At 71.1% G+C, this 26,600-nt stretch carries 16 protein-coding genes and 1 pseudogene; 8 read left to right on the forward strand and 9 right to left on the reverse strand.

Features of this window, described 5'->3' with window-relative positions:
* Window positions 1-22 precede the first annotated feature (22 nt).
* Complete coding sequence (locus IO36_RS05890) at window positions 23-2,971, reverse strand: FAD-binding and (Fe-S)-binding domain-containing protein (RefSeq protein ID WP_037616811.1); 2,949 nt, start codon at window positions 2,969-2,971, stop codon at window positions 23-25.
* Window positions 2,972-3,145: 174 nt separating this feature from the next.
* The gene (locus IO36_RS05895) at window positions 3,146-3,601 is read right to left on the reverse strand and encodes a MarR family winged helix-turn-helix transcriptional regulator (RefSeq protein ID WP_037616813.1); all 456 of its coding nucleotides are present in this window, start codon (window positions 3,599-3,601) and stop codon (window positions 3,146-3,148) included.
* Window positions 3,602-3,715: 114 nt separating this feature from the next.
* On the opposite strand from IO36_RS05895, the gene IO36_RS05900 reads away from it, so the two are divergent.
* Together IO36_RS05900 and mltG are read left to right on the forward strand one after the other, a co-directional pair.
* Window positions 3,716-5,515: an ABC transporter ATP-binding protein gene (locus tag IO36_RS05900; RefSeq protein WP_037616814.1), complete on the forward strand. Its 1,800-nt coding sequence runs from the start codon at window positions 3,716-3,718 to the stop codon at window positions 5,513-5,515.
* Window positions 5,516-5,559: 44 nt separating this feature from the next.
* A pseudogene (gene mltG / locus IO36_RS05905) lies at window positions 5,560-6,396 on the forward strand (endolytic transglycosylase MltG); the annotation flags it as partial.
* A 207-nt stretch (window positions 6,397-6,603) separates the two neighbouring features.
* Here the strand turns inward: mltG and IO36_RS05910 are convergent.
* Window positions 6,604-7,692 (reverse strand): NAD(P)-binding domain-containing protein, encoded by a 1,089-nt coding sequence (locus IO36_RS05910; protein WP_245173131.1) that lies wholly within the window; start codon window positions 7,690-7,692, stop codon window positions 6,604-6,606.
* Between the two features lie 127 nt (window positions 7,693-7,819).
* On the opposite strand from IO36_RS05910, the gene IO36_RS05915 reads away from it, so the two are divergent.
* Window positions 7,820-8,242 carry a secondary thiamine-phosphate synthase enzyme YjbQ gene (locus IO36_RS05915; protein WP_037616818.1) on the forward strand — a complete coding sequence of 141 codons (423 nt, stop codon included), beginning with the start codon at window positions 7,820-7,822 and terminating at the stop codon, window positions 8,240-8,242.
* Window positions 8,243-8,348: 106 nt separating this feature from the next.
* On the opposite strand, the gene IO36_RS05920 is transcribed toward IO36_RS05915, so the two are convergent.
* Window positions 8,349-10,937: a DEAD/DEAH box helicase gene (locus IO36_RS05920; protein WP_078943012.1), complete on the reverse strand. Its 2,589-nt coding sequence runs from the start codon at window positions 10,935-10,937 to the stop codon at window positions 8,349-8,351.
* A gap of 157 nt (window positions 10,938-11,094) precedes the next feature.
* Here IO36_RS05920 and IO36_RS05925 point away from each other — a divergent pair, with 157 nt between their 5' ends.
* On the forward strand, window positions 11,095-14,085 hold the full coding sequence (locus IO36_RS05925) for a helicase-related protein (protein WP_245173133.1): 2,991 nt from the start codon (window positions 11,095-11,097) through the stop codon (window positions 14,083-14,085).
* A gap of 434 nt (window positions 14,086-14,519) precedes the next feature.
* On the opposite strand, the gene IO36_RS05930 is transcribed toward IO36_RS05925, so the two are convergent.
* The 3 genes from IO36_RS05930 to IO36_RS05940 all read right to left on the reverse strand — a co-directional run bounded on the left by IO36_RS05930 (window position 14,520) and on the right by IO36_RS05940 (window position 19,189).
* Window positions 14,520-16,109: a multicopper oxidase family protein gene (locus IO36_RS05930; protein WP_037616822.1), complete on the reverse strand. Its 1,590-nt coding sequence runs from the start codon at window positions 16,107-16,109 to the stop codon at window positions 14,520-14,522.
* Between the two features lie 530 nt (window positions 16,110-16,639).
* Window positions 16,640-18,454: a SpoIIE family protein phosphatase gene (locus IO36_RS05935; protein ID WP_425535510.1), complete on the reverse strand. Its 1,815-nt coding sequence runs from the start codon at window positions 18,452-18,454 to the stop codon at window positions 16,640-16,642.
* A gap of 54 nt (window positions 18,455-18,508) precedes the next feature.
* On the reverse strand, window positions 18,509-19,189 hold the full coding sequence (locus IO36_RS05940; protein WP_037616824.1) for a class I SAM-dependent DNA methyltransferase: 681 nt from the start codon (window positions 19,187-19,189) through the stop codon (window positions 18,509-18,511).
* Window positions 19,190-19,810: 621 nt separating this feature from the next.
* On the opposite strand from IO36_RS05940, the gene IO36_RS05945 reads away from it, so the two are divergent.
* Together IO36_RS05945 and IO36_RS05950 are read left to right on the forward strand one after the other, a co-directional pair.
* Entirely contained in the window at window positions 19,811-20,875 is a 1,065-nt protein-coding gene (locus IO36_RS05945) for an NAD(+)/NADH kinase (protein ID WP_037616825.1), read from the forward strand.
* 125 nt (window positions 20,876-21,000) lie between these two features.
* Entirely contained in the window at window positions 21,001-21,630 is a 630-nt protein-coding gene (locus IO36_RS05950; RefSeq protein ID WP_037616827.1) for a dihydrofolate reductase family protein, read from the forward strand.
* 144 nt (window positions 21,631-21,774) lie between these two features.
* On the opposite strand, the gene IO36_RS05955 is transcribed toward IO36_RS05950, so the two are convergent.
* Together IO36_RS05955 and IO36_RS05960 are read right to left on the reverse strand one after the other, a co-directional pair.
* Window positions 21,775-22,470 carry an HAD family hydrolase gene (locus tag IO36_RS05955; RefSeq protein WP_037616829.1) on the reverse strand — a complete coding sequence of 232 codons (696 nt, stop codon included), beginning with the start codon at window positions 22,468-22,470 and terminating at the stop codon, window positions 21,775-21,777.
* Between the two features lie 168 nt (window positions 22,471-22,638).
* Window positions 22,639-23,115: an Lrp/AsnC family transcriptional regulator gene (locus tag IO36_RS05960; protein WP_037616832.1), complete on the reverse strand. Its 477-nt coding sequence runs from the start codon at window positions 23,113-23,115 to the stop codon at window positions 22,639-22,641.
* Between the two features lie 241 nt (window positions 23,116-23,356).
* On the opposite strand from IO36_RS05960, the gene IO36_RS05965 reads away from it, so the two are divergent.
* Window positions 23,357-24,856, forward strand: coding sequence for an FUSC family protein (locus tag IO36_RS05965; protein WP_037617008.1), 1,500 nt, complete (start codon window positions 23,357-23,359; stop codon window positions 24,854-24,856).
* 542 nt (window positions 24,857-25,398) lie between these two features.
* Complete coding sequence (locus IO36_RS05970) at window positions 25,399-26,445, forward strand: lactonase family protein (RefSeq protein WP_037616834.1); 1,047 nt, start codon at window positions 25,399-25,401, stop codon at window positions 26,443-26,445.
* The last annotated feature ends 155 nt before the right edge of the window (window positions 26,446-26,600 follow it).

A 26,600-nucleotide genomic window follows, 5' to 3' on the forward strand; every position in this document is an offset into this window, starting at 1 on the left:
GTCCGGCTCGCCGTGCGGGTGTTCACACGGGACCGTGCCGCCCGTCGAGCCCGCCCGGACGCGTCGCCTGCTCCAAGGCCAGCAGGGCCGAGTAATAGCGGCGGCCCGTCGCGTGATCCATGCCCACCTCGCACAAACGGTTCGCCGACAGACGCGCGTCGAAGTGGCGCGAGGTCACATACGCGGCCTCGTCGCGCGTGGCCGACTCGGTGAGCTCCCGGTGGAGCATGCCGCGGTCGCCCGCGAAGGCGCAGCACCCGGCGTCGTCGGGGATCACCACCTCGTCCGCGCAGGCCTCGGCCACCGAGCGCAGCTGCGCCTCGTCGCCCAAGTGCCGCATGGAGCAGGTCGGGTGGAGCACCGCGGACCCCAGGGTGCGGTGCACCGTGAGGTGGGGGAGGAGGTCCTGTGCGGCCCACACCCGCGAGTCGACGACCTTCAGCTCGGCGTGCAACTCGCGGTTGTCGGCCGTCAGATGCGGGACGACCTCGCGCGCGAGGCCGAGGGTGCACGACGAGGCGTCCACGACCAGCGGCAGCCGTCCGCCGGCCGTCCAGCCCCAGGCCGCCTCGACAACCCGGTTGGCCATCACGGCGTTTCCCTCCGCGTACCCCTTGGAGTGCCAGATCGTCGCGCAGCACGTTCCCCGGACGTCCTCGGGAATCCACACCGGCTTTCCCGCTCGGGCGGACACCGCGACGAGGGCGTGTGCGAGCGACACGTCGCCAGGGCCCCCGAAGATGCGGTTGACGCAGGCCGGGTAATAGACGGCGACGGCGCCCACGCGGTCGGTGCGGGGCAGGACGGAGGGGGCGCCGCCGGGCATCCGGGGCAGCCACTCCGGTACGAGATCGGGGCGCACGGCCTTGCGGACCGCCCGGGTCACGGCGTTCACACGGCGGGCGCCGATCCGGTCGGCGGCGGCGACGGCCAGTCGCGCCGAGGCTTCGAGCGTGCGGAAGTGCCGTGCGGCGAGCGCGGCGGCCCGCTCCTCGCGCGGCGTGTGCCGGGCATGCCGGAACGTCCGCATCAGGGCGCCCGTGTCGATGCCGACCGGGCAGGCCAGTGCGCAGGTCGAGTCGCCCGCGCAGGTGTCCACGGCGTCATGCCCGTACGCCTCCAGGAGCTCCCGTTCGACCGGGGAGCCGTCGGGCTGGCGCGTCATCTCGCGCCGCAGCACGATCCGTTGGCGCGGTGTCGTCGTCAGGTCCCGGCTGGGGCAGGTCGGTTCGCAGAAGCCGCACTCGATGCAGGGGTCGGCGATCGCCTCGACGCGCGGGATCGTCTTCAGACCCCGGACGTGCGCCCGCGGATCACGGTCGAGGACGACGCGCGGCGCGAGCACGCCGTCCGGGTCGATGAGCCGTTTCGTGCGCCACATCAAATCCGTTGCCTTGGAACCCCATTCGAGCTCGAGGAAGGGCGCGATGTTGCGTCCGGTGGCGTGTTCGGCCTTCAGGGAGCCGTCGAAGCGTTCGACCGTGAGGCGGCAGAAGTCGTCCATGAAGGCGGCGTACCGCTCCACGTCGGCCGGCCAGGACGCGTCGAAGGCCAGCAGGAAGTGGAGATTGCCGTGTGCGGCGTGGCCCGCCACGGCGGCGTCGAAGCCGTGCCGCGTCTGGAGTTCCAGCAGCGCCTCGCACGCTTCGGCGAGCCGCTCGGGCGGCACCGCGAAGTCCTCCGTGATCAGCGTCGTGCCGGACGGGCGTGCCCCGCCGACCGCCGTCACGAACGCCTTGCGGGCCTTCCAGAAGCCGGCGATGGCCCGCGGGTCGCGGGTGAGGGCGTTCGTCACGGACGGCACGGGCGCCACCATGGGGAGTTCCCGCAGGACCGAAAGGGCCCGATCCTCGTAGGCCTCCTGCGCGGCCTCGTCCGGGGCCCGGAACTCGACGAGGAGCGCCGCTGTGGGACGCGGCAGATCCGCCCAGTCCCCGGGCACGCCCTCGACGGCCACCGAGGCGCGCAGGGTGTTGCCGTCCATCAGCTCGACGGCCGACGCGCCCGCGGCGGTGAGCGGGGGCACCGCGGCGGCCGCGGCCGGCAGCGAGCCGAAGAAGAGCAGGGCGGCGGAGACCCGGCGGTCGAGGGGCAGGGTGTCGAAGACGACTTCCGAGATGAAGCCGAAGGTGCCCTGCGAGCCGACCATCAGACCGCGCAGGATGCCGACGGGCGTGGAGCCGTCGAGGAAGGCGTCCAGGCGGTAGCCGTTGGTGTTCTTGATCGCGTATTTGGCGCGGATGCGGTCGGTCAGCTCGGTGTCCGCCTCGATCTCCGCCTTGAGTTCCATGAGCCCCGCGCACAGCGCCGGCTCCGCGCGGGCCAGCCGCTCGTCGGCGTCCGGTTCGGCCGTGTCGACGACCGTGCCGGAGGGCAGCACGACGGTGAGCGAGGCCAGGGTGCGGTAGGAGTTGCGGGTGGTGCCCGCCGTCATGCCGGAGGCGTTGTTCGCGACGACGCCGCCGACCGTGCAGGCGACCGCGCTGGCCGGGTCGGGGCCGAGCACGCGCCCGTGCCGGACGAGGGCGGCGTTGACGCGGGCGACGGTCGTGCCCGGAGCGACCCGGACCCGCGCCCCGTCGTCCAGGACCTCCACGCCCGTCCAGTGCCGGCGGACGTCGACGAGGACGTCCTCGCCCTGAGCCTGGCCGTTGAGCGACGTCCCGGCCGCGCGGAACACCACCTCGCGGCCCCGGCCGTGGGCGTAGGAGAGCACGGCCGACACGTCGTCGACGTCCTCGGGGACCACGACGACCCGCGGCACGAAGCGATAGGGGCTGGCGTCGGAGGCGTAGCGCACCAGGTCGGAGATCCCCGTCAGGACCTTGTCCGGGCCGAGCAGGGCCGTCAGCTCGCCGCGCAGCGGCTCGGGCGTCCCGCCGGCCCGGTCCTCGGGGACCCGGTCGCCCGCCGGGGCCTTCTGACGGGCGCGGGGGCGCAGCCGGTCGGGGTCGGGCTCCAGCAGAGGCATCGCGGACACTCCTCACACGCTCGTGGCGGCCACGGGCGGCGCGGAGGGCCCGGCCGCCTCAGCGACGGCGCACCGCCGTGGGCCCGCTCAGCGCCGGCGCACCGCCGTGGGCCTGCTCAGCCCCGACGCACCACCATGGGCCCGCTCAGCACCGGCGCACCGCCGCGAGCCCGCTCAGCACTGGTGCTCCATCCGCGGCATGCCGTCCACCAGGGTGTCCAGCAGGCCGCCGAGCACCTCGCGCTGCTCGTCGGTCAATGGAGCCAGGATCTCCTCCGCGGCGCCGCGGCGCGCGGCGCGGAGCTCCCGCAGCGCCTTGCGCCCCTCGTCCGTGACCTCGATCCGGATCACCCGGCGGTTGGTGGGATCGGGCACCCGGCGCACCCTGCCGCTCGCCTCCAGGCCGTCGACCAGTGTGGTCACGGCACGGGGCACCACTTCGAGGCGCTCCGCGAGATCGGCCATGCGGGGCGGAGAGGCGTAGTGCGCCAGGGTGCGCAGGAGCCGTGACTGGGCGGGGGTGATGCCCAGCTCGCGCTGCTCCAGATGGCGCTTCTGGATGCGGTGCACGCGGCGCGTCAGACGCAGCAGCTGCTCGGCGAGCAGTCCGTCGGCATCGGGGGTGGTCATGCGGGAACAATATCAGGATGCCGTTCATTGTGAGTATAGGTAACAATGAGCTAGGCTCCGGCAGCCGTCGGAACCTCACCGATGTCCCTGTGATCCTCATTTCCTAGGAGTCCATTGCGCCCCGAACTGTCCAACTGGAGCCCGCCACCCGCCGACAAGGGACAACCGCGGCAGGTGCGCCGCATCCTCGGTCTCTTCCGTCCCTACCGCGGCCGCCTCGCCATCGTCGGCCTGCTGGTGGGCGCCGCGTCCCTCGTGGGCGTGGCCACCCCCTTCCTGCTGAAGGCGATCCTGGACACCGCGATCCCCGAAGGGCGTACGGGTCTGCTGACCCTCCTCGCGCTCGGCATGATCGCCAGTGCCGTCCTCAGCGGTGTCTTCGGTGTCCTGCAGACACTGATCTCCACGACCGTGGGCCAGCGGGTGATGCACGACCTGCGCACCGCGGTGTACGGCCGTCTCCAGCGCATGTCCCTCGCGTTCTTCACCCGGACGCGCACCGGCGAGGTCCAGTCGCGCATCGCCAACGACATCGGCGGGATGCAGGCGACCGTCACGTCCACCGCCACCTCTCTGGTCTCCAACCTCACCAGCGTGGTCGCCACCATCGTCGCCATGGTGGCCCTGGACTGGCGCCTGACCGTCGTCTCCCTGCTCCTGCTGCCGGTCTTCGTGTGGATCAGCCGCCGGGTCGGGAACGAACGCAAGAAGATCACGACCCAGCGCCAGAAGCAGATGGCGGCGATGGCCGCCACCGTCACCGAATCGCTCTCCGTCAGCGGCATCCTGCTCGGGCGCACCATGGGCCGGGCCGACTCGCTGACGAAGTCCTTCGCCGAGGAGTCCGAGGCCCTGGTCGACCTGGAGGTGCGGTCGAACATGGCGGGACGCTGGCGTATGTCCGTCATCGGCATCGTCATGGCCGCCATGCCCGCCGTCATCTACTGGACCGCGGGCATAGCCCTCGAACTCGGCGGTCCGTCGATATCGATCGGCACGCTCGTCGCCTTCGTCTCGCTCCAGCAGGGCCTGTTCCGCCCCACGGTCAGCCTGCTGGCCACCGGTGTGCAGATCCAGACCTCGCTCGCGCTGTTCCAGCGCATCTTCGAGTACCTCGACCTGCCCATCGACATCACCGAGCCCGAGAACCCCGTCCACCTCGACCAGGTCAAGGGTGAGATCCGCTTCGAGGACGTCGAGTTCCGCTACGACGACAAGGGCGCCCCGATCCTGAAGGACATCGACGTCACGGTCCCGGCCGGCGGCAGCCTCGCCGTCGTCGGACCGACCGGCTCCGGCAAGTCGACGCTCAGCTATCTCGTCCCCCGGCTGTACGACGTCACGGGCGGACGCGTGACCCTCGACGGGGTCGACGTCCGGGACCTCGACTTCGACACCCTCGCGCGCGCGGTCGGCGTCGTCTCCCAGGAGACGTACCTCTTCCACGCCTCGGTCGCCGAGAACCTGCGCTTCGCCAAGCCGGACGCCACCGACGAGGAGCTGTACACGGCGGCCCGGGCGGCCCAGATCCACGAGCACATAGCCTCACTGCCCGACGGGTACGACACGGTCGTCGGCGAGCGCGGCCACCGGTTCTCCGGCGGTGAGAAGCAGCGCCTCGCCATCGCCCGCACGATCCTGCGTGACCCGCCCGTGCTCATCCTGGACGAGGCGACCAGCGCCCTGGACACCCGTACGGAGCACGCCGTCCAGGAGGCGATCGACGCCCTGTCGGCCAACCGCACCACGCTCACCATCGCGCACCGGCTGTCCACGATCAGGAGCGCCGACCAGATCGTCGTCCTCGACGCGGGTCAAGCGGTCGAGCGCGGCACGCACGAGGAACTGCTGGCCGCGGAGGGCCGCTATGCCGCCCTGGTCCACCGTGACGCCCAACTGGAGCCGACAAGATGACGATATGCCGGGTTTGCGGGCAATAGCGCGTTACCGTGCCCGTTATGCAGACGAACACTCCGCCACGGAGCACGATCCGACTGACGCGCCGGGGCCGAGTCGCCCTCATCGCGACCGGCGCCGTCGTGGCGGCCACCGCCGTGGCGGTGCCGCTGCTGAGCATGGGGGACGACGGGCGCCCGACGTCGCTCGTCGTTCCGGAGGGCTGGCGCTCCGGACAGGTCTACGCCGCCGTCGACAAGGCCCTGAGGGTCCCGGCGGGCACCACCAAGAAGTCCCTGGCTAAGGCCCACCTCAAGCTCCCCGACGACGCCCGGGGCAACCCCGAGGGCTACCTCTTCCCGGCGACGTATCCGATCGGTGAGAAAGCGACCCCGGAGTCCCTGCTGACCTTCATGGTCGACACCGCGAACAAGAAGTTCAACGGAGCACCGATCGCCGCGGGCGCGCAGCGCAACGCCATGAACGTCTATCAGGCCGTCACGATCGCGAGCATCGTGCAGGCCGAGGCGGCGACCGAGGCGGACATGGGCAAGGTCGCCCGGGTCATCTACAACCGGCTGCAACGCGGCATGCCGCTGCAGATGGACTCCACCATCAACTACGCGCTGAACCGCTCCACCCTGAACACCAGTGAGGCGGACACGAAGCTCGCCAGCCCGTACAACTCCTATCAGCGCATGGGCCTGCCGCCCACACCCATCGCCAACCCCGGCGAGGAGGCGATGCGGGTCGCCATCAACCCGCCCGCGGGCGAATGGCTGTACTTCGTCACGGTGAAGAAGGGCGACACCCGCTTCACGGCCAGCTACCAGGAACACGAGCGCAACGTCGCCGAGTTCAACCGGCTGCACCGCACGAGCGCGTCGCCCGCGGTCTCGCCCACAACGCCTCAGGCGACTTCCCCCACGACCCCTCAGGCGGCTTCGCCCGCAGCTCCCCAGGCGGCCTCTCCCGCGGTCACGTCCGTCGCCCCTCCCACGGCGCCGCCTGTGACCTCCCCGACCGCGCCCGCGGTGGAAACGCCCGCGGTGCCTCCCGCGGACACCCCCACGGTCGTTCCGACGAGCTGAGCGGGTTCCGCCGTGTCACACGGCGACCGGCACGTCCTCCAGCAGGCGCCTGATGTCCCGTACGGCGGCCCGGCCGGCCCGGTTGGCGCCGATGGTGCTCGCCGAGGGCCCGTAGCCGACCAGGTGGATCCGCGGGTCGGCGACCGCGCGCGTTCCCTCGACCCGGATGCCGCCGCCCCGCTCACGCAGACGCAGCGGTGCCAGATGGTCGATGGCGGCCCGGAATCCGGTCGCCCAGAGGATCACGTCGGCGTCCACGCGCTGCCCGTCCGCCCACTCCACGCCGTCGGGGGTGATCCGGTCGAACATCGGCCGCCGGTCCAGCACGCCGTCGGCCAGCGCCTGCCGGATCGCGTCGTTCAGCGGCAGCCCGGTCACCGAGACCACGCTGCGCGGCGGCAGCCCCTGCCGGACCCGCTCCTCGACGAGCGCGACGGCGGCCCGCCCGAACTCCTCGGTGAAGGGGCCCTCGCGGAAGACCGGGGGACGCCGGGTGACCCAGGTGGTCTCCGCAGCCCGCGACGCGATCTCCATCAGATGCTGGGTGCCGGAGGCGCCACCGCCCACGACGACCACGCGCCGCCCGGCGAACCACTCGGGGCCGGGGTACTGGGCCGTGTGCAACTGCCGCCCGCGGAAGGTCTCCTGTCCCGGATAGCGGGGCCAGAACGGGCGGTCCCAGGTGCCCGTCGCGTTGACCAGCGCCCGGGTCGACCACGTACCCTCGCGGGCTTCCACGAGGAGTCGCCCACCAGTGCCCTCCCGGACGGCGCGGACGTCGACCGGCCGCTGTACCCGCAGGTCGAACGCGCGCTCGTAGGCGGCGAAGTACTCCGAGACGACCTCGGAGGAGGGGCGGTCCCGGTCGGCGTCCGTGAGGTCCATGCCCGGCAGGGAGTGCATCCCGTGCACCTTGCCGTACGTCAGCGACGGCCAGCGGAACTGCCAGGCTCCGCCGGGGCGCGGCGCGTGGTCGAGGACGACGAAGTCCCGCCCGGGCTCGAAGCCCGTGCGCCGCAGGTGGTAGGCGGCCGCGAGGCCCGCCTGACCGGCCCCGACGACGACCACATCGACCTCACGCGCGTTCACCCTGATGTCGTTCACGCTTCTACGAACCGGGCCGGGCGCCGGGATCTTCCCGCCCGACACCGTGCTATGAGCCACGGGACGTACGGCCTGCCGGGTGTTCGCGTCACAGGCCGGGACCCGGCGCATGGGAGAGGATTGAGGCATGTCCGATGCCTTCACCACGCAGGTCCTGCACATCTCCTCGGGTACGTCGGAGACGGTCGTCGACCTCACCCGCGACTGCGAGGCCTTCCTCCGCGAGGTCGCCGCGGGCCGCGACGGCCTCCTGAACGTCTTCGTCCCCCACGCCACCGCCGGAATCGCCATCATCGAGACCGGTGCCGGCAGCGACGACGACCTCCTGACCACCCTGCACTCCCTGCTCCCCGCGGACGACCGCTGGCAGCACCGTCACGGCAGCCCGGGGCACGGCCGCGACCACGTCCTGCCGGCCATCGTCCCGCCGCACGCGACCCTGCCGGTGGTGGACGGGAGCCTGGAGCTGGGGACATGGCAGTCGGTGTGCCTCGTGGACACCAACCGGGACAACCCGAACCGCGACGTGCGGCTGAGCTTCCTAGGCTGATCAAGATCGTTCAGCTGGGGCGAGCCGCCCATTCTCCGTACTGACGGTGAGAGAGGAGGGCGCCTGGTACGGAGCCGACCGCGGTCGGCTCCGTACCTCGCCGCCTTCAGCCGCTTGAGAGGAGGCGCTCCCGCTCGGCCGCCACGATTTCCCGTGCCAGCTCGGCGTCCGTGATGTCGAACGCTTCTGGGGCACTCTCCGCCGTCTCGGAGACCCGGGCGAAATCCGCGAAGAGCTGGTTCTTGCGTGCCAGGATCTCGATGATGCGCTGGTCCACACCCTCTTCGGAGAGCAAGCGGTGCACTTGCACCGACTCCAGTTGCCCCATCCTGTGGGCGCGGCCGATCGCTTGCCATTCCGTCGTCGGTTTGAGCTGAGGCTCGCAGATCACGACGACCGACGCCGACTGAATGTTCAGGCCGACGCCACCCGCCACGATCTGTGCGACGAGGACGGCCCCATGGGGGGCCAGGGAGAAATCGTCGACCATGCTTTGACGTGCCGCCGCGGGTACGGAGCCGGTCAGGGGCCCGAACACCTTCCCCGGGAGGTTGGACACCACTGAGTCGAGGACATCACGGAAATACGAGAAGACCAGCACCTTGCGCTGGTTCTCCTCCGCCTCCTGGACTATGTCGATGAGGCGCTGCATCTTCTCGGACTTGGCCCCGGCCCGCAGGGCGGCCTGGCGCATGGCCATGAAGTTGCCTTCGATGACGGCAGATCGGTAGTGCTGCTCATCGGCGCTGGACATCGGCAGCCACTCGTCGATGTCCAGCCTCTCCGGGAGCTCGGTGAGGACGTCTTCCTGGTTGCGCCGCAAGTAGGCCGGTGCCACCTGTTTCCGGAACTGGCGAGGAGAGATCTCCGAGGCGTCGATCGGAAGATCCGGCCGGAGGTAGCCGATGAGATTGCGGAATTCCTCGAGCCGGTTCTCCAGCGGGGTGCCCGTGAGGAGGATTGCTCGCTCGGAGCGCTGTATCAGGCCTGTGGAGCGCTGGGTTCGCCTGGCGTGCCGATTCTTGATGTAGTGCGCTTCGTCGAACACCAAGCACGCCGGTTCGGCGCGTTCGGGAATGCGCTCTTCCAGCCATCCGAGGATGTCATAGGTGGTGACGGCGACTCCGCCGCTGCGGATCCAGGACCGCAGCGCGTCGTCGCGAGCAGGTCCGTGGAGACGGTATGCCCGCAGAGCCGACTTGGCCTGGACTTCGCGCACCCAGTTGGTCACGACGGCCGCCGGGCACACCACCAGGAAGTGAGAGGATCCCTTGGCGCGTAGATGGGCGAGCACGGCGAGGGATTCGACCGTCTTCCCCAGACCCATCTCGTCGCCGATGACGACCTTCCGCTGCACGATCGCGAAGCGGGCGCCGAAGGACTGGTACCCGCGCAGGGACGCCCTGAGGTGGGTGGTGTCGAGGGTGAGTTCCCTGACCGCCTCGACGATCTCGGCCGGCAGGTCGCCTTGGCTCTTCTCGGCGTCGTCGGCCAGGAATCCGAGCTCCGCGAGCATCGCGTAGTAGTCGGCCGGCCGGGAGAGGAAGTCCTCCCAAGGGTCACCGCCCGCAGCACTGTCCCCGCCGTCGAGGACGGCCCCTCGGCGTTCGACGGCCGCCAGCGCGGTACGCAGCTCGGCGACGGTCCGGGCCCTGGGAAGGAGCACCACGTGGGAAGCCTGGGGTGCGAGGCCTTGAAGGAGCGGTCGTACCGCGTCGGCGGCGGCGAGGTCCGACGTCGCGCTGCGGATCGATCGCGCCGCGTCCCAGGCCCGCATCGCCGTGAGGAGTTTCGTGGTGGCCTGTGAGCGGTCCTTGATGTCGATGCGGATCGGCATCTCGTCCATCGTGGTCTGCCAGATGGTTTGTGCGGCGCCGATCATCCGGTTTCCCGTGGTGTCCCCGACACCGGGGAGCGACCGGATCCGCGACCGTTGGTCGAGGACCTGCTGCACGGTCCGGATTCCGGCATCGAGCAGTGCCATGATGCGTAGTTGGCCGCTGGTCGCGTCCTTGAGTCGTTCGACGGGCATCTCGGTGACCAGCTTGCGCACCTCGGTCTGCCGGACGGCGTTGCCGGCGGCCTTGACAGCCGCTCTGAACTCGCTCTCGCGGTGCAGAGCACGGTCGATCGCGGTGAGTGCGGTCCCGGCGGGGTCCAGCTCATGCCGACCGACGAGTTCGGCTCCGGCGCCGAGGCGCGGGGCGAGGCCGACTTGTTCGTCGAGCACGGCCGAGGAGTCGACCGCCGGGACGGCCTTCCCGTCCCACGCCGCCAGGCCTTCCAGCTCGGGTATGAGTCGGGTGCCTGTGATCGCCTCGTGGAGAGACAAGAGGGAGGCGGCAGCCTGCTCCGCTTCCTCCTTGCGGCTCTTGCCCGAGAAGATCCGGCGGGCACCGAACAACGCGCGGACAGCTGTCAGCGCTTGGCCGGCGTCGTCGGTCAGCCGACGGATGCCCTGCCGGCTACCGGCCGTGATCGCCGGAAGTGCTTGGCGGCAAGCCAGGGCGGTCACCAGGCCGGCGTCGGAGGGTGAGACCTGCAGGACGCGCCATGAGGTGGTGGTCTTGGTCCCGAGCGAGACCACGCGGTCGAGGAGCTGCCTGGCGGCGTCCTCCGCCGCTGACTCGACGGGCCCACGCCGCTCGGCGATCCCCGCCGCGAGCTCGTGCCAACCGCTGACGTCGTCCACCACACCACGCAGGTGATGACGTGCTTCTCGTTCCATTGCCCCCGCCGACTCGCATGACCTCTGGGAAGATTAGCGACCCCGATCGATCAAGTCGACGGGATCACGACATCGCCGGAACGTCCGAGTAGCGTTCACGGGCTGCCAAGCGGAGGTTGTGCACGTGTTGCTCGAGGAGCTCAAGCCGGGGCTGCGGATCGACGGACTCGTACCGGCGGAGGTCGTCACGCTCATTGCCGCCCAGCCGCACGGCGGGAGTGCGGTCGAGCTGACCTTCAAGACGGCCGGGGGTGCTCTCGACCAGCAGGTCGTCTTCCGGAGGGACGAGGACAGACTGAGTATCGCCCGAAGCGGCAGCCGCGCCTTCGACGCGAATGTACGTGACTTCAAACTGGTCGCCGAGGCTCAGCGGATTTCGCTGGCGGGCCTGTTCGACCCGATGCTGGCCGTGGCGACCAGCGATGTCCAGCCGCTCCCGCATCAGATTCGCGCTGTGTACGGCGAACTCATGCCTCGTACGCCGCTCCGCTTCCTGCTCGCCGACGACCCGGGTGCGGGAAAGACGATCATGGCCGGGCTCTACATCAAGGAGTTGCTGCTGCGCGACGACGTCAGACGGTGCCTCGTCGTGGCTCCAGGAGGCTTGGTCGAGCAGTGGCAGGACGAGCTCTTCTTCAAGTTCGGCCTCCGCTTCGATCTGCTCACGAACCAGCTCGCCGACTCGCAGCTCCATCTCAACGTTTTTGAGGCCCACCCGCTTCTCATCGCCCGCATGGACCAGCTCTCCCGCAACGAGCACCTGAAGGCACAGCTCCAGGAGACGGACTGGGACCTGATCGTCGTGGACGAGGCGCACCGCATGGGTGGTCACTACTTCGGCGGCAAAGTGGAGAAGACCAAGCGTTTCCAGCTCGGCGAGATGCTTGGGGAGATCACACGCCACCTGCTCCTGATGACCGCGACCCCGCACTCGGGAAAGGAGGAGGACTTCCAGCTCTTCCTCACCCTGCTGGACCGTGACCGGTTCGAGGGCAGGCAGAAGATGGGTGCCGACGTCAGCGGAATCATGCGGCGCATGATCAAGGAGGACCTGCTCACCTTCGAGGGCAGGAGACTCTTTCCCGAGCGAGTGGCTGAGACCGTCCCCTACGAGCTCACAGCACTCGAGTACGACCTCTACGAAGACGTCACCCACTACGTCCGAGCAGGGATGAACCGCGCCGACCGCATTGGCGGCACACGCAAGAACACCGTGGGTTTCGCACTTACCGTGCTGCAGCGACGGCTGGCCTCCAGTCCCGAGGCGATCTACAAGAGCCTCGTCCGGCGTACCGAGCGCCTGGAGTGCAGGAGACAGGAGATCCTCGACGGCACCTGTCGCGAGAGCATGCCCACCGTCGACCTCGCATCCTTCGACCACGACGACTTCGACGCCCAGGAGATCGAGGAGATCGAGGAGGAACTGCTCGATGCGGCGACGGCTGCACGCACGGTTGAGGAGCTCGATGCCGAGCTCGTCGAGCTGAGGACGTTGGTGCGGACGGCGCAGCGGGTCCGGGAGGCGGGCACGGACCGTAAGTGGACCGAGCTGTCCGCCCTCCTCAGAGACCACGCGCTGGTGCCGGACACCGAGGGGCACCCGCGGAAACTGATCGTCTTCACCGAGCACCGCGACACGCTTCGCTACCTGCAGGCCAAGATCAGCTCGTTGCTGGGGAGTGCTGATGCCGTCAAGGCCATTCACGGCGGCGTGCGGCGGGCAGAACGCCGGCAGATCACCGAGGAATTCACCAAAAACCGCGACGTTCGGATCCTACTGGCCACCGACGCCGCAGGCGAGGGACTCAACCTGCAGGTCGCACATCTGATGATCAACTACGACCTGCCCTGGAATCCCAACCGTATCGAGCAGCGCTTCGGCCGTATCCATCGCATCGGCCAGGAGGAGGTCTGTCGGCTCTGGAACCTCGTCGCCTCCAACACCCGCGAGGGCGAGGTCTTCACACGCCTGCTGGAGAAACTCGACCAGATGCGCGAGACGTACGGCGGGAAGGTCTTCGACGTCCTGGGAGAGGCATTCGCCGAGGCTCCGCTGCGACACCTGCTCCTCGAGGCGATCCAGTACGGTGAGCAGCCGGCTGTCAAGGGAAGAATGCACGAGGTCATCGGCAGCACCGTCGGAGATGGCCTCAAGAATCTCCTGGATGAACGCGCGCTCGCATCGGAGCACCTCTCGGATGCCGATCTCTGCGTTCTGCGCACCACCATGGATGATGCCGGTGCCCGGCGTCTTGAGCCGCACGACATCGAATCGACCTTCAAGGACGCCTTCACCCGGCTTGGTGGCCGGATCGTCAAGCGGGCACAGGGTCGTCACGAGATTTCCCACGTTCCACAACACATCCGATCGGCGGGCAAGGGGCCCATCCCCACCAAGTACGACCACGTCACTTTCGACCTCGGCCGGGTCCAGCCCGACGACCGTGCCCATGTCGACCTGCTCGCCCCCGGCCACCCGCTGCACGACGCCGTCATGGCGGAAACCATCCGGAACTTCGGGGATGCCCTCAGCCGGGGCACCGTCCTCGTCTCGGCCGCTCCTGACGCACCGCGCCTCCTCGTCGGGGTCGTCGAAGAGGTCGTGGACGGTACAGGGGAGTCGGTGGCCCGACGGTTCTCGTACGCCTACGTCGACTGTCGCGGCACCGTGCACCCGGCCGGCCCCGCGCCCTACCTCGACTGTGCTGCGGCGCCCGACGGCGTGGCGACCGACGTCGTGGAAGGGCTGCCTTGGCTGGCGGACGCCGAGTCCAAGGCGACCACCTGGATCATCGCCAACCAGCTTCCCGAATACCTGGCAGAAGTCCAGCCTCGTCGCCTGGCCGAGTTGACCAGGACCCGTGATCTGGTGGCAAAACGCCTGACCTCGGAGAGTGAGCGGCTGCTCCTCGACGCTGCGACGGCCTCCGAGAAGGAATGCAGAGGTGAGAAGCCCAGGGAGTCCTCCGATAGCCTCCGCCGTAAAGCGGTCGAGCTCGATGTGCGGCTCCGCAAGCGTCTCGACCTGATCGACCACCAACAGCAGATGTCGACGAAGCCGCCACGGATCCTTACCGCGGCGGTCGTGCTGAGCGCCTCCGATCTGCCTTCCTGAGAGTGAGCTTCCGTTTCGCTGAGCGCCGACGACATCGCCCGCTTGTTGCGGGCTGTGGACGGGAGTTGCTGCTTGCTCAGTGAGTTGAAGCGATAGTGGGAGAGCTCGCAGGGACGACGACGGTGGTGACCAAGCGCAACGGCTGCTGATCGATCGAGTGCCAGACAAAGGCGTCGCGACGCCAACAGGTCGTACCGGCCGTCGCCGACCGCTCACGACGAGGACACCAACCGGGACAACCCGAACCGCGAGGTGCGGCTGAGCTTCCGCTGACCGCTGACTGACGATTCCGGACGGCCTTACGTCAGGCGGTCCGACCCGGGACCGCGAGACGGCAAGGCTGCCTGCCCCGAACCGCCCAGCCAGCTCTCCCCCCGCCGGCTCACCGGCCGGTGAGCCGGCCCGGGGTCGTCGTCGACGCGAGCTCCCCCGACTCAGGCCCCGTAGGCCAGCAGCGCCATCATCCCGGCCTCGCTGTGGTAGGCGTTGTGGCAGTGCAGCATCCACTGTCCGGGGTTGTCGGCGTCGAAGACGACGGACACCTTCGACCTCGGCAGCACGATGGTCGTGTCCTTGCGCGGGCCGCCGTCGCCGAGCTGGTAGGTGTGGCCGTGCAGGTGCATGGGGTGCCACATGCCGGAGGAGTTGATGAAGTCGAGCTGGACCCGCTGGCCCTCCTGCACGAGCAGCGGGTCCGCGGTCGGGTCGTTCATGTCGAACCGCTTGCCGTTGATCGCCCAGTCGTAGCCGCCCATGCTGCCGGTCAGTTTGACGCGGATGACCTGGTCGGGCTCCTTGGCCTCCAGCCGTGCGCCGTCGCTCGCCCGCAGCTGCCCGGCCGTCACGGTCCGGCCGTCGAGCTCGCCCGGCCGCACGGCCGGATCCGGGAGAGCTCCCGAACCCGTCCGGACGAGGGCCATGCCGGAGACGTCCTTGCCCTCGGCGAGCGCGACGAGCGGGAAGACGCCGTCGTCGAGGGTGACCAGCACGTCGTACCGCTCGCCCATGGCCACGAGCAGGGCGTCGACCTCCTCGTGGTCGACGGGGAAGCCGTCGGTGTGCGTGATGGTCATCTTGTGCCCGCCGAGCGCCACCCGGTACGCGGTGTCGGCGCCCGCGTTGATGATCCTCAGGCGTACCCGGCTGCCGGGCTTGCCGGTGTACGAGGCCGGGTCGGTCGGCACGCGCCCGTTGATCAGGTGATATGGGTAGTTCACGTCCCCGGCGTCGCGGCCGAGCAGGGGGCTGGCCGCGCCGCTGAGCCGGAACCGCGTCGTCGCGCCGTCGCCGGAGGGAGAGGTCTCAGAGGGAGACGAGGGCGCCGCCATGGACGGGTGCCGTGAGGACTCCGAACGCCGCGGACCACCGTTCTTCATCTTCATGCCGGACATCCCGTGGCTGAGCTCGGCGAAGACGTCGTCCGGCGTGCCGGTCACGCCGTCCAGCCAGTCGTCGAGAACGACGACCCACTCGTCGTCGTACGACAGCGGTTCCCTGGGGTCCTCGATGATCAGCGGCGCGTACAGGGCGCGGTCGACCTCGATGCCCACGTGCGGGTGGAAGAAGTACGTGCCGGGCTTGTCGGCGACGAAGCGATAGGTGAAGTTCGAGCCGGACCGCACCGGGTCCTGGGTGACCGGCGGGACCCCGTCCATGTCGCCGCGCAGCGAGATGCCGTGCCAGTGGATGGACGTCGTGGTGCCGTCGGGCAACTGGTTGGACAGCTCGGCGGAGAGCGTGTCGCCGGCGGAGATCCGGACCTCCTTGCCGGGAACCCGGCCGTCGAAGGCCCAGGACTTGGCCAGGACCCCGCCGCCCAGGTCGAGGGTGGCGGGCGCCGCGGTCACGGTCAGGCCCTGGACCCTTCCCGTGGCGCTGCGCTTCCGCTCCACGCGGGCGACCTGGGAACCGGTGGGGCTGAGGAGGGCGGGGGTCTCGGGGGCGTCCTTGCCGCAGGCGGCGACCAGGCCGGTGGCTGCCGCTCCCAGTCCGGCGAGGACGGTGCGACGGTCGATGCTGTTCACGAAGGGTCCTCTTCTCGATGCGCGACAGGCGGTAAGGGGTGGTCCCCACACGGCTGGGCGGCGTCAGAGGACGCGGGAAGCCGTGGGGACGCTGCCTATGTGCGCGGTGAGACGAGGACGGACGACGGGCCTCTCGGCCGCTCGCGGCCCGCCGTGCGGCTCCGAAGGCGGCACCTCGGTGGTGCCGGTGGTCCCGTGAGGGGGCGATACGGCGGTGCTGCCGGCGGTCCCGTGAGGGGGCGGTACGGCGGTGGTGCCGGTGGTCCCGTGAGGGGGCGGTACGGCTGTGGTGTCGGTGGTTCCGTGACAGAGCGATACGGCGGTGGTTGCGGCCGGGTGCGGTGTGACGATCGGACCGCCGGCCCGGAGGGCGGCGCCGTCGAACCGGGCCCGGGGCAACTCTCGTACCGTCATCAGGGGCGTCCGCACTTCCTGCGAGCTAGGACCGCCAGCCTACCCCGGACGGGTATGCCGACCGTGGAACCTTCGATGACGAATCGGGCGAATCCGGAAGCCGGTCCGGGCGGGCGCTACTTCGACGGGATCTTCTGCTCGAACCACACGACCTTGCCGCTGCTCACCCGTGTCGCGCCCCAGCGCAGGGCGAGTTGATTCACCAGGTGGAGGCCGCGACCGCTCTCGTCCCCGAGGCCGGCCTGACGCAACCTGGGCACCTGGGGCGAGTCGTCGGTCACCTCGCAGCGGAGCACGTCGGTGCGCAGCAGTCGCAGCGACAGCGGCCGCGAGGCGAACCGCACGGCGTTCGTCACGATCTCGCTGACCATGAGCTCCGTCGGCTCGATCAGTGCCTCGAGGCCCCAGCGGCGCAGGGCCCTGCGGGTCAGCCGGCGCGCCTGCCCCGCGGTCATCGGATGCGGGGCGAGGAACCAGTAGCCGACGCTGTCCGCGGGGAAGCCCTCGAACCGCGCGGTGAGCAGGGCGATGTCGTCGTCCCGGGTCCCCGGGCCCAGCGTGCCGAGGACGTGGTCGCAGAGCACCTCGAGCGAGCCGAGCCCCTGCGCGGTGCTCTGGAGCCGGTCCCGCAGCGCTTCGAGACCGCTGCCGATGTCCGTGTCCCGGGACTCGACGAGCCCGTCGGTGTAGAGCACCAGGGTCGCTCCGGTGGGTGCGGCCATCTCCACCGATTCGAAGACGACCCCGCCGACGCCGATGGGGGCACCGGGCGGAATCCCGAGCACCTCGGCCCGGCCGTCCTCGTGGAGCAGGAGCGCGGGCGGGTGGCCGGCGTTCGCCATGAGCAGGCGGTGCGCGATCGGGTCGTAGATCGCGTAGAGGCAGGTCGCGATGTGGTCGCTGCCCAGCCGTTGGGCTTGCTCGTCGAGGTGGTGCAGGACCTCGTTGGGCGGCAGGTCGAGACCGGCGAGGGTCTGCACGATGGTGCGGAGCTGGCCCATGATCGCGGCGGAGGTCATGGAGTGGCCCATGACGTCGCCGACGATCAGGGCGACACGATTGCCGGGCAGGGGGATCGCGTCGTACCAGTCGCCGCCGACCTGGGCGGTCTTCGAGGCCGGCAGATAGCGGCTGGCCAGCCGGATGCCGGTGGGTTCGGGCAGGGACGACGGGAGCATCGTGTGCTGGAGCGTGTCCGCGACGGAAGCCTCGTGGCCGTACATGACCGCCTTCTGGACCCCGAGCGCGGTGTGCGTCGCGAGTTGCGAGGCGACGAGCAGGTCGTCGCCGGTGAAGGCGGGGCGGTGCGCGCTCCGGAGCAGGACGACCGCGCCCAGGACGTGATGGCTGCCGTGCAGGGGCGCGATGATCAGGCGGTGGCCGGGCGGGAGCGCTCCCGCGGGGCCGGTCGCCGCCGCGAGCAGTTCGGCGACGGCGGGCGCGTTGCCGGGCGCGTCACCGAACGCGGGACGCCCGTCCCGGAGCAGCTCCGCGAGCCGTCCGCCGCCGGCCGGCTCCACGCGGGGGGCGGCGTCGGGGAGCGGGGCCATGGCGGCCGCGTCGGGGTGCTGTGCCGTGGCGGAGCGAGGCGCCGTCCTCGGCTCCGGGGCCGCGTCGGGGTGCCGTGCCGGCGGTTCCGCTCGTTCGGCGCTGTGCAGCCGCAGCACGAGGGGGGCCGTCGGCCGCTCCGTACCCACCGGCAGGGGATCGTCCAGGTGGATGAAGACGGCGTCCGCGAACGCCGGTACGGCAGCCTGCCGCAGCTCCCTGAGGGTCCCGTCCAGGTCCATCCCCCGGGCGATCCGCCGCGTCGCCACGTCGAGGTACCGGAGGCGGTCGGTCTGCGGCACGCCTCCGTCCGTCACGGCGGCGGCCGGTGGAAGGCCCCGGGGCGGTGCGGTCCCCTCGTGCGGGGTGTGGTGCTCGGTCACGCGTTCTGTCCCGTCCAGATGGGTGGCGCGGTCCGCGGTTCGGACTCGGCCTCCTCAGTCGCACCGCCTGCAGCACAGGAAGACCTGCTCCTCGGGCGGGACGTCGGTCACCGCGGGGGCGTACGTGTACGAGTTCTCCCTGACGATCTCGAAGCCGGCCTCCTCGACGACCCGGTGCAGGTCCTCCCGGAGATAGCCCGAGACCCTGATCGTGTTCCCAAGGAACGGGATCGCGAAGTCGTCCACGTCCGCCTCGACCATCGACAGGACGAACAGGCCCCCGGGGGACAGCAGATGACGGACGGTCCGCAGGGCGAGGGGGATCTCCGCGCGCGGCAGCATCAGCAGCGAGAAGAAGGCGGCGACGGCGTCGAAGCGGCCGAGGTCGCGCGGACCGCCGGGGCGCAGGTCGGCGAGGTCCAGCTGATGGAACGTCGCGCCGGGGACGTAGGAACTCGCGAGCTCCACCATGCGGCCGGAGAGGTCGACCCCCACGACGTCGAACCCGGCGTCGGCCAGCTGGCGGGAGGTGGGCACCCCAGTGCCGCAGCCGAGGTCCAGGACGCGCGCTCCCTCGCCCAGTGACCCGACCAGCCACTCGCCCGCGGTGACCTGGCCCTCCTTGTGCGGGAAGGCCTCGTCGTAGCGGTCGCCGATGGCGTCGAAGGCTTCGGCCTGGCCCTTGCGGTCGAGCAGGACGCTCTCGTAATTAGTCCCACGATTATTGTTGATCACGAAAGGAACCTTTCATGGGGGCTGTCGAAGCAGTCCGGAATACGGAGGAAAGCGGCCGTGACGGAACCTCCGAGCCGTAGCTGTCGCTCAGGAGACGTCAATTCGAGACGATAGTCGTTCAGCGTTCGCAGGGATGCCCGAGTGACCGAATCTGTTCGGCCGGCGGAACGACTCGCCAAGGCGCTGCCTCACCGCTGGCAGCATCCGAACTCGGCCTGAGCGGAAGCAGGTTGCCGAACCGGGTTGCGGCGACACGGCTGGAATCCGCCCGGTGTGATCGGCGGCTCCGGCGGCGCGCGGTGCCAACACGCGCCCAGGGCGCACGAGATGGCGAAGCCGTTCTTCGAAAGCCGGAGTTGAGGGTGTCCGGACGGCCGTATTGCACGGGCTTCGCGCGCGGACCGCGGGGACCGGACACCCCCAGGTCGGAGAGCCGGGATCGAATGGCCCCGATCGGACTGCCGGGCCCGACGGTCCGCTTCCCGTCCGACCGAATCGCCGTATTCATGGAAGGATCGAATCGTGCCCCGGGCCCGGCGCCGGACCGGCTCGCCCCGGTCTCCCGGCGTCGACGGTGGGCCCCGGCACGCGTCCACGCCCCCTGGGGACCTGGAGGTCGCCGTGTCCGTGCACCGTGTCGGTCTGGTCGTCCACCAGGGGCGGACGGCGGCCGTAGATGTCGCCCGCGCCGTCCACGGCTGGTGCGACGCGCGGGGCATCCGGTGCACCGAGATCGACGTCTGGGCCGGTGACCAGGGCCGTCGCGGCGGGCGCGCGGAGGCGGAGGCGGCCGGGAACCCGGACCTCGTCGTCACCCTCGGCGGCGACGGCACGTTCCTGCGCGGCGCCCGGATCGCGGTCAAAAGTGGCGCCGACGTGCTCGGCGTCGACCTCGGCAAGGTCGGATTCCTGACCGAGGTCCCGGCGGCCGACGTCACCCGTGCGCTGCAGGCGGTCCACGACGGGAAGGCCACCGTCGAGGAACGGATGACCCTGACCATGCGCGCCAACCGGGCCCTGGAGATCCCCGGGGAGATCGAGGCCGTGCTCTGCTACGGACGGGGTCCCGCGCTCCCGCCGCCGCGGGTCAGAGCGGAGACGGAAGAGGGAGACGGCTGGGGAGTGGCGCTGGACGTCACGGCCCTGAACGACGTCGTCCTGGAGAAACTGGCCCGGGACCACCAGGTCAGCGTCGGGGTCTACTGCGCCGGACGGCGGCTCGCCGCCTACTCGGCGGACGCCTTCGCCGTGGCCACCCCCACCGGTTCGACCGCCTACAGTTTCGCCGCGGGCGGCCCCGTGCTCTCCCCGCACATGGACGCGGTCGTCTTCACCCCGATCGCGCCGCACATGACGTTCGACCGCAGCGTGGTCGCAGCGCCGGACGAGCCCGTGGCCCTGCGGGTGCTGCCCCACTCGGGCCAGGCCGCCGTCAGCATCGACGGCCAGCTGCGAGGGGTGCTCGGCCCCGGCGACTGGATCGGGGTGTTCCGGGCCCCGCAGCGCGTTCGCCTCGTCCGGCTGCGCCCCACCGACTTCTACGGCCGTCTGCGCGACCGCTTCCGCCTCACCGACGCACCGGCCACGGCGGCCGACGACGAACCCGCCCCGTTCTTCCGCCCCGACACCCCCGTACCGCCGGACCTGGCCGAACTGCGCCTGCCGCCTCCGTCGGCGGCGCGGTGACCCGGGCGCCGTCCGGTCCTGAGGGAAAGTGGCGAGGGGCTGTCGATCCGGGCGCGTCCCGTTCGACGTACGGGTGAGAGCACGACATCACGGAGCACGACACCACGGACCCCAGGAGCACGGTCATGCCCAAGCTGCGCGTACACAACATCACCGTTTCGGTCGACGGTTACGCCGCCGGTCCCCGCCAGAGCCTGGAGCAGCCGCTCGGCGAGGGGTTCGGGGACATGCACGAGTGGATGTTCGCGGCGATGCGCGACCTGGCCGACGGCAAGGGGGGAGTCGACGCCGAGTACGTGGAGCGCAGCAAGGACAACATCGGCGCCACCATCATGGGCCGCAACATGTTCGGGCCGTGGCGCGGGCCCTGGGAGGACGAGTCGTGGACGGGCTGGTGGGGTTCCAACCCGCCGTTCCACAACGACGTGTTCGTGCACACGCACCACCTGCGGCCCTCGGTCGTGATGGAGGGCGGGACGACCTTCCACTTCACCGACGAACCCGTGGAGACGGTCCTCGCCCGTGCCGTCGAGGCGGCGGCGGGCCAGGACGTCCAGCTCTCGGGCGGAGCGTCCACCGTCCAGCAGTACCTGCGCGCGGGACTCGTCGACGAGATGCACATCGCCGTGGTCCCGCAGCTGCTGGGCCGGGGAGAGCGACTGTTCGACGACCTCGGGGACGGGATCGACGGCTACCGGGTGGTCGACCTGGTCGGATCACCGACCGCGGCGCACGCCCGGCTGGTCCGCCGCTGACCGGCGCAATGGTCCCAGCGGCCACGCCGGTCAGCGCGGTGCTTCCAGGGTCTGCGCCGGTCAGCGCCGCGCTCCCAATGCCTGCGTCGATCCGCGCCGTGCTCCCGACGCCTCCGCGCGTCGCGGCTCAGGAACGTTGCCGGCTCAGGAACGCGTGCCCCGGTCGGCCAGCCAGTCGTACGCCGCCCGTGCCGTGAAGGCGGCCTGACCACCCCGTACGAGCAGGCCGGCCCGTGCGAAGGCCGGATCGTCGGCCTGCTCGGCGATGTAGGGGACGGCGACACAGCGCATCCCGGCCGCGTGTGCCGCGGCCGCGCCCGGAGCGGCGTCCTCCAGGACCACGCAGTCCGCCGGGGCGGCGCCCAGTCGGCGCGCCGCCTCGAGGAACACGTCGGGGGCGGGCTTGCCGCGCTCCACCTCGTCGGCCGACACCGCGGTCGTGATCCGCGAGGCCAGACCCGTGCCGGTCAGGATGGCTTCGATGGCCTCGGCCGAGGAACCGGAGGCCACCGCCATCGGGACGCCGGCCGCGGCCAGCAGCTCCACGAAGGCCCGCATCTGCGGGTACACCGGAGTGGAGGCGCGGGCCAGTTCCAGATAGCGGCGGTTCGTCTCGGCGAGGAGCGCTTCGAGCGGGGCCGTCAGACCGTAGCGCTCCTTCCAGAGCGCGATCGTCTCGCGGGTGCCGATGCCGACGTACCGCTCGTGCTCGGCCCAGGTGAAGCCGGTGACACCGTGCTCGGCGAGGGTCAGGCGTCCGGCTTCGAAGTAGTTCGGTTCGCTGTCCACAAGCGTTCCGTCGAGATCGAAGATGACGGAGATGCCGTCGATGGTGCTCATGCGGTCAAGAATGCCCAGGAGCGATCCGTACCCGGGCGATGTCCGGGGGTGAACCACTCGCGGGGGCTCGGGGTGAACCACTTGCGGCGGGTTCAGGGTGAACCACCTGCGGTGGGCTCGGAGCGAGCGACCCGCGGTGGGCTCGGGGTGAATCCTCCAGCGGCGGGCTCAGCCCTGCGCCGCCCGTCCGATCGACTCCACCAGCGGCAGCAGCCGGTGCGGGACCCGCTCGCGCAGCGCCACCTCGGTCCGGGTGCGGACCACGCCCGGCAGGCTGATCAGCGCCTGGATCACATCCTCCAGATGGGCGTTGTCCCGCGCCGCGACCCGGGTGATCAGATCGCCGCCTCCGGTGATCGAGAACGCCTCGATGATCTCCGGCACGGCGGCCAGCGCGTCGCCCACGTCGTCCAGATGGCCCTGGGTGACCTCGATGTGCACGAAGGCGAGCACGGGATGGCCGAGAGCGGCCGGCGACAGCGAGGGACCCGTCCCGGTGATCACCCCGTCCCGCTCCAGCCGGTCCAGACGGGCCTGGAGCGTTCCGCGCGCGACGCCGAGGATGCGGGCGTATTCACGGACGCTCGTACGCGGCTGCTCCAGGAGCAAACGCAGGATGCGGGTGTCGAGCTCGTCCACAGGCATGGTCCGTTGGCCTCCTCGCGGCCGAAAATGTTCTTCTTCGACTGTACCAATGGCACAGCCCTCAACGCGCCGGTTGAGCCACTTATGGACGGCCGCGTACCTTGTCCGTATCGATGGCGCTGCGCAGCGCCGGACGGCAAGGACGCCGTACCGGACCCGCAGCGCCTTTCGCATGTGCGCCTGCGCATGCCGGAATCCGTGTTGATCGCGAAGTGGGGGCGGGCTGCCGACGGTGAAGAAGATGTTCATGGCGCCGGATCCGGGACTGTTCCGGCTTCGGGTCTCGCTGCGGGCGGTGGCCGGGATCGGCCTCGCGGTCGCCCTGTGCCAGATGACCGGACTCTCGCTCCCCGCCTCGATCGCCGGAGGGCTCGCGGCGCTCCTCGCGCTGTTCACGGTCGGCGACCCGACCGTGCGCGGCCAGGCCGGCACCACCGCGCTGCTCCCCGTGGCCGGCGTCCCGGTCCTCGCGGCCGCGACCTCCCTGCACGGGGCGCCGCTGCTGCGGGACGCGACCTGGCTCGCCGTGGTCTTCGCCGGGGTGTGGGCCCGTCGCTTCGGCCCGCGCGGGCAGGCGCTCGGCATCTTCGCGTTCATGATGTTCTTCACGACCCAGTTCCTGCACGCCGTGCCCGGTCAGCTTCCGCAGCTGTACGCCGCCGTCGCGCTGTCGCTGGCGGCCTCCTCGGCGGTGCGGTTCGGCGCCTGGTGCATCGAGCGGCGCAGCCCGCTGCCCGCCGCGCCGCTTCCCCTCGAGGGGCGCGGGCTGGACCGTCCGGCCACCCGGCAGGCCTTCCAGGCGACCGCGGCCTGCGCCTTCGCGCTCGCCGCGGGGCAACTGCTCTCGCACGACCGCTGGTACTGGGCCGTCGGCACCGCGTGGTGGATCTTCGTCAACACGGCCTCGCGCGGCGAGACGCTCGTCCGCGGCTTCCGGCGGGTCGTCGGCACGCTCACCGGCATCGTGGCCGGGCTCCTGATCGCCGTCCCGCTGCACGGCGCGCCCGCGCCCACCGCCGTCCTCGTCGCGGTGAGCGTCTTCGGGATCTTCTACACGGCGGCTCCCTCGTACAGCTGGATGATGTTCTTCGTCACCGTCATGGCAGGCCTGCTCTACGGGCTGCTGGGCGTGCTGCACCCGGGGCTGCTGGTCCTCCGGCTCGCCGAGACCGGCGTCGGCGCGCTCGGCGCCGCGCTCGCGGTCGCCCTCGTCCTGCCGATCACCACGCACACGGTCACCGACCGATGGATCGAGCGCGCCCTGCACGCCGTGCACGGCTGCACCTCGGCGGCGGCCCGGCGGCTCGCCGGCGACGAAGAGGCCGACCCCGCGCCGCTCGCCGGCGAACTCGAAGCGCTCCTCGGCCGTGTGCGCATGGCGCTCGCGCCCCTCGTGCATCCGCTCAACCCGATGCGGCAGCGCAAGGAGCGGGCCCGCGCGATCCTGGTCCTGCTGGACGACTGCGCCCGCGAGGTGCGGGGCCTGGTCGTGGTCGCCGCGGACCGGGACGCCTCGCACGACGCCCGCCTCACGGCGGCCTGCCGGCGGGTCGAGACGGCCATGGAGTCCCTGGTCGGCGCGGTACCGGGCGGCGCCCCGGCGCTCCACCACGCGGTCCCCGGCCATCACCCCGGTGCCGAGCAGGCGCTCGTGCACCTGCACGGACTGGAGCGGGCGCTCGTCGACATGGCGACACCGCTGCGCGGTCCGGCACGCGAGTCGCAGCTCGTCGGCGTCTGACGCTCCGACGTCGACGCGGCACTGTCTTTCGGCCCCTGGGATGCTCCGGCATTCCAGGGGCCCTTTCGTGCGTCCGGATTCCTACAGGGGTCGGGCCGTCTACAAGATCCACTACGGGGTCTGGGTGCCCGTTGGACGGCTTGGGGAGCCCTCGGTGCGGTAGGGGCCGGGCGGGCCGTCCAGCGGCGCGCTATGGCCGTCGTACGGACTCCGGGTCGAGGCCCGCAGGCCGTCGTACGCACTCCGGGTCGAGGCCCGCCGGTCGCTGTACGGACTCGCAGGGCTGTCCGGCCGGTCGCCGTACGGGCTCGGCGGGCTGTCCGGCCGGACTCGGGCGGAGCGCGCGGTGTGTGCCCGGTCCGCGTGCGGTACGCCCTCGTGGCCCTGGAGTGCTTGTGACACGCCCCCGTCGTCCCGGTCAGCCGGCGGACCGGGACCCGTTTCGGCTGCTCAGTGCACCGCTCCGCACCTTGGTCTAGACCGCAGCATTCCGGCTGCTACCGTCGCCCCGACGGTTACGCGGGACCGAGAGGGGAACAGAAGTGGCGGACGACGGCGGGCGGCGGCAGCGGGCGTTCATCGGGTCGTTCACGGCGGCGGGAGGCCTCGGCGTCCTCACCGCCGACGTGGATCCGGACAGCGGGGCGCTGACCGTCCTGAGCGCGGTCGACGACGTGCCCGACCCCTCGTACCTCGCCCTCGCGGACGCGGGCGACGTCCTCTACGCGGTCAGCGAGACCGCCGAGGGCGCGGTCGCCGCCTACCGCGTGCACGGCGACCGACCGGAACTGACCGGTCCGCCGACCCCGACCGGCGGCAGCGGACCCACGCACCTCAGCGTCCTCGACGGGCACGTCCTGACCGCCGACTACGGCTCGGGCAGTGTCAGCGCGGTGGCCGTCCGGCCCGGCGGGGCGCTGGCGCCCGCCGCCTCCAGCGTGCTCCGGCACACCGGATCCGGTCCGCACGCCCAGCGGCAGCGGGACCCGCACGCCCACCAGGTCCAGCCCGACCCCACGGGCCGCTGGGCGGTCAGTGTCGACCTCGGCACGGACTCGGTCCGGGTGTGCGCTCTGGACGGCGGCGAGCTCACCCTGCACCGCGAGACCGCCCTGCGTCCCGGCTCCGGACCGCGCCACCTGGCCTTTCATTCCGGCGGTGAATACGCGTACGTCCTCAACGAACTCGCTCCGACCGTCACCGTCTGCCGCTGGGACGGCGCCGTGGGCTCGCTGCGGCCCGTGGGCGAGACGTCCGTGCTGTCCGGCGCCCCGGACGGGGACGCCTACCCCTCGGGCATCGTCGTCGCGCCCGACGGCCGCTTCGTGTGGACCGCCACGCGGGGCCGGGACACCATCTCCGTGCTCGGCGTCGACGCCGCGGGGGAGGGGCTCACGCTCGTCGGAGAGGTGTCCTGCGGCGGGGTCTGGCCCCGCGCGCTGACCCTCGATCCCTCGGGTCGCTTCCTGTACGCGGCCAACGAGCGCTCCGGCGACGTGACCTGGTTCAACGTCGATCCGGACACCGGCGTCCCGCACCGCGCCGGTTCGATCGCGGCGCCGGCGGCGTCCTGCGTGGTCCTCGGCTGATCCCGGCGGGCGCACCCGGGTGTCCGGGTCCCCGCCACGTCCGGCCGCACCTGGGGTGGCCGTGCTTCCGGCCCGTCCGGCCGTACTCGGTGTCCGCGCCCCCGGGGCACGCCGGCCGCCCGTAGGAGGCGTGCCGGATGGTGTGCCACGCCGTA

It is taken from the genome of Streptomyces aureus (genome assembly GCF_000725495.1).
Taxonomy (GTDB): domain Bacteria; phylum Actinomycetota; class Actinomycetes; order Streptomycetales; family Streptomycetaceae; genus Streptomyces; species Streptomyces aureus_B.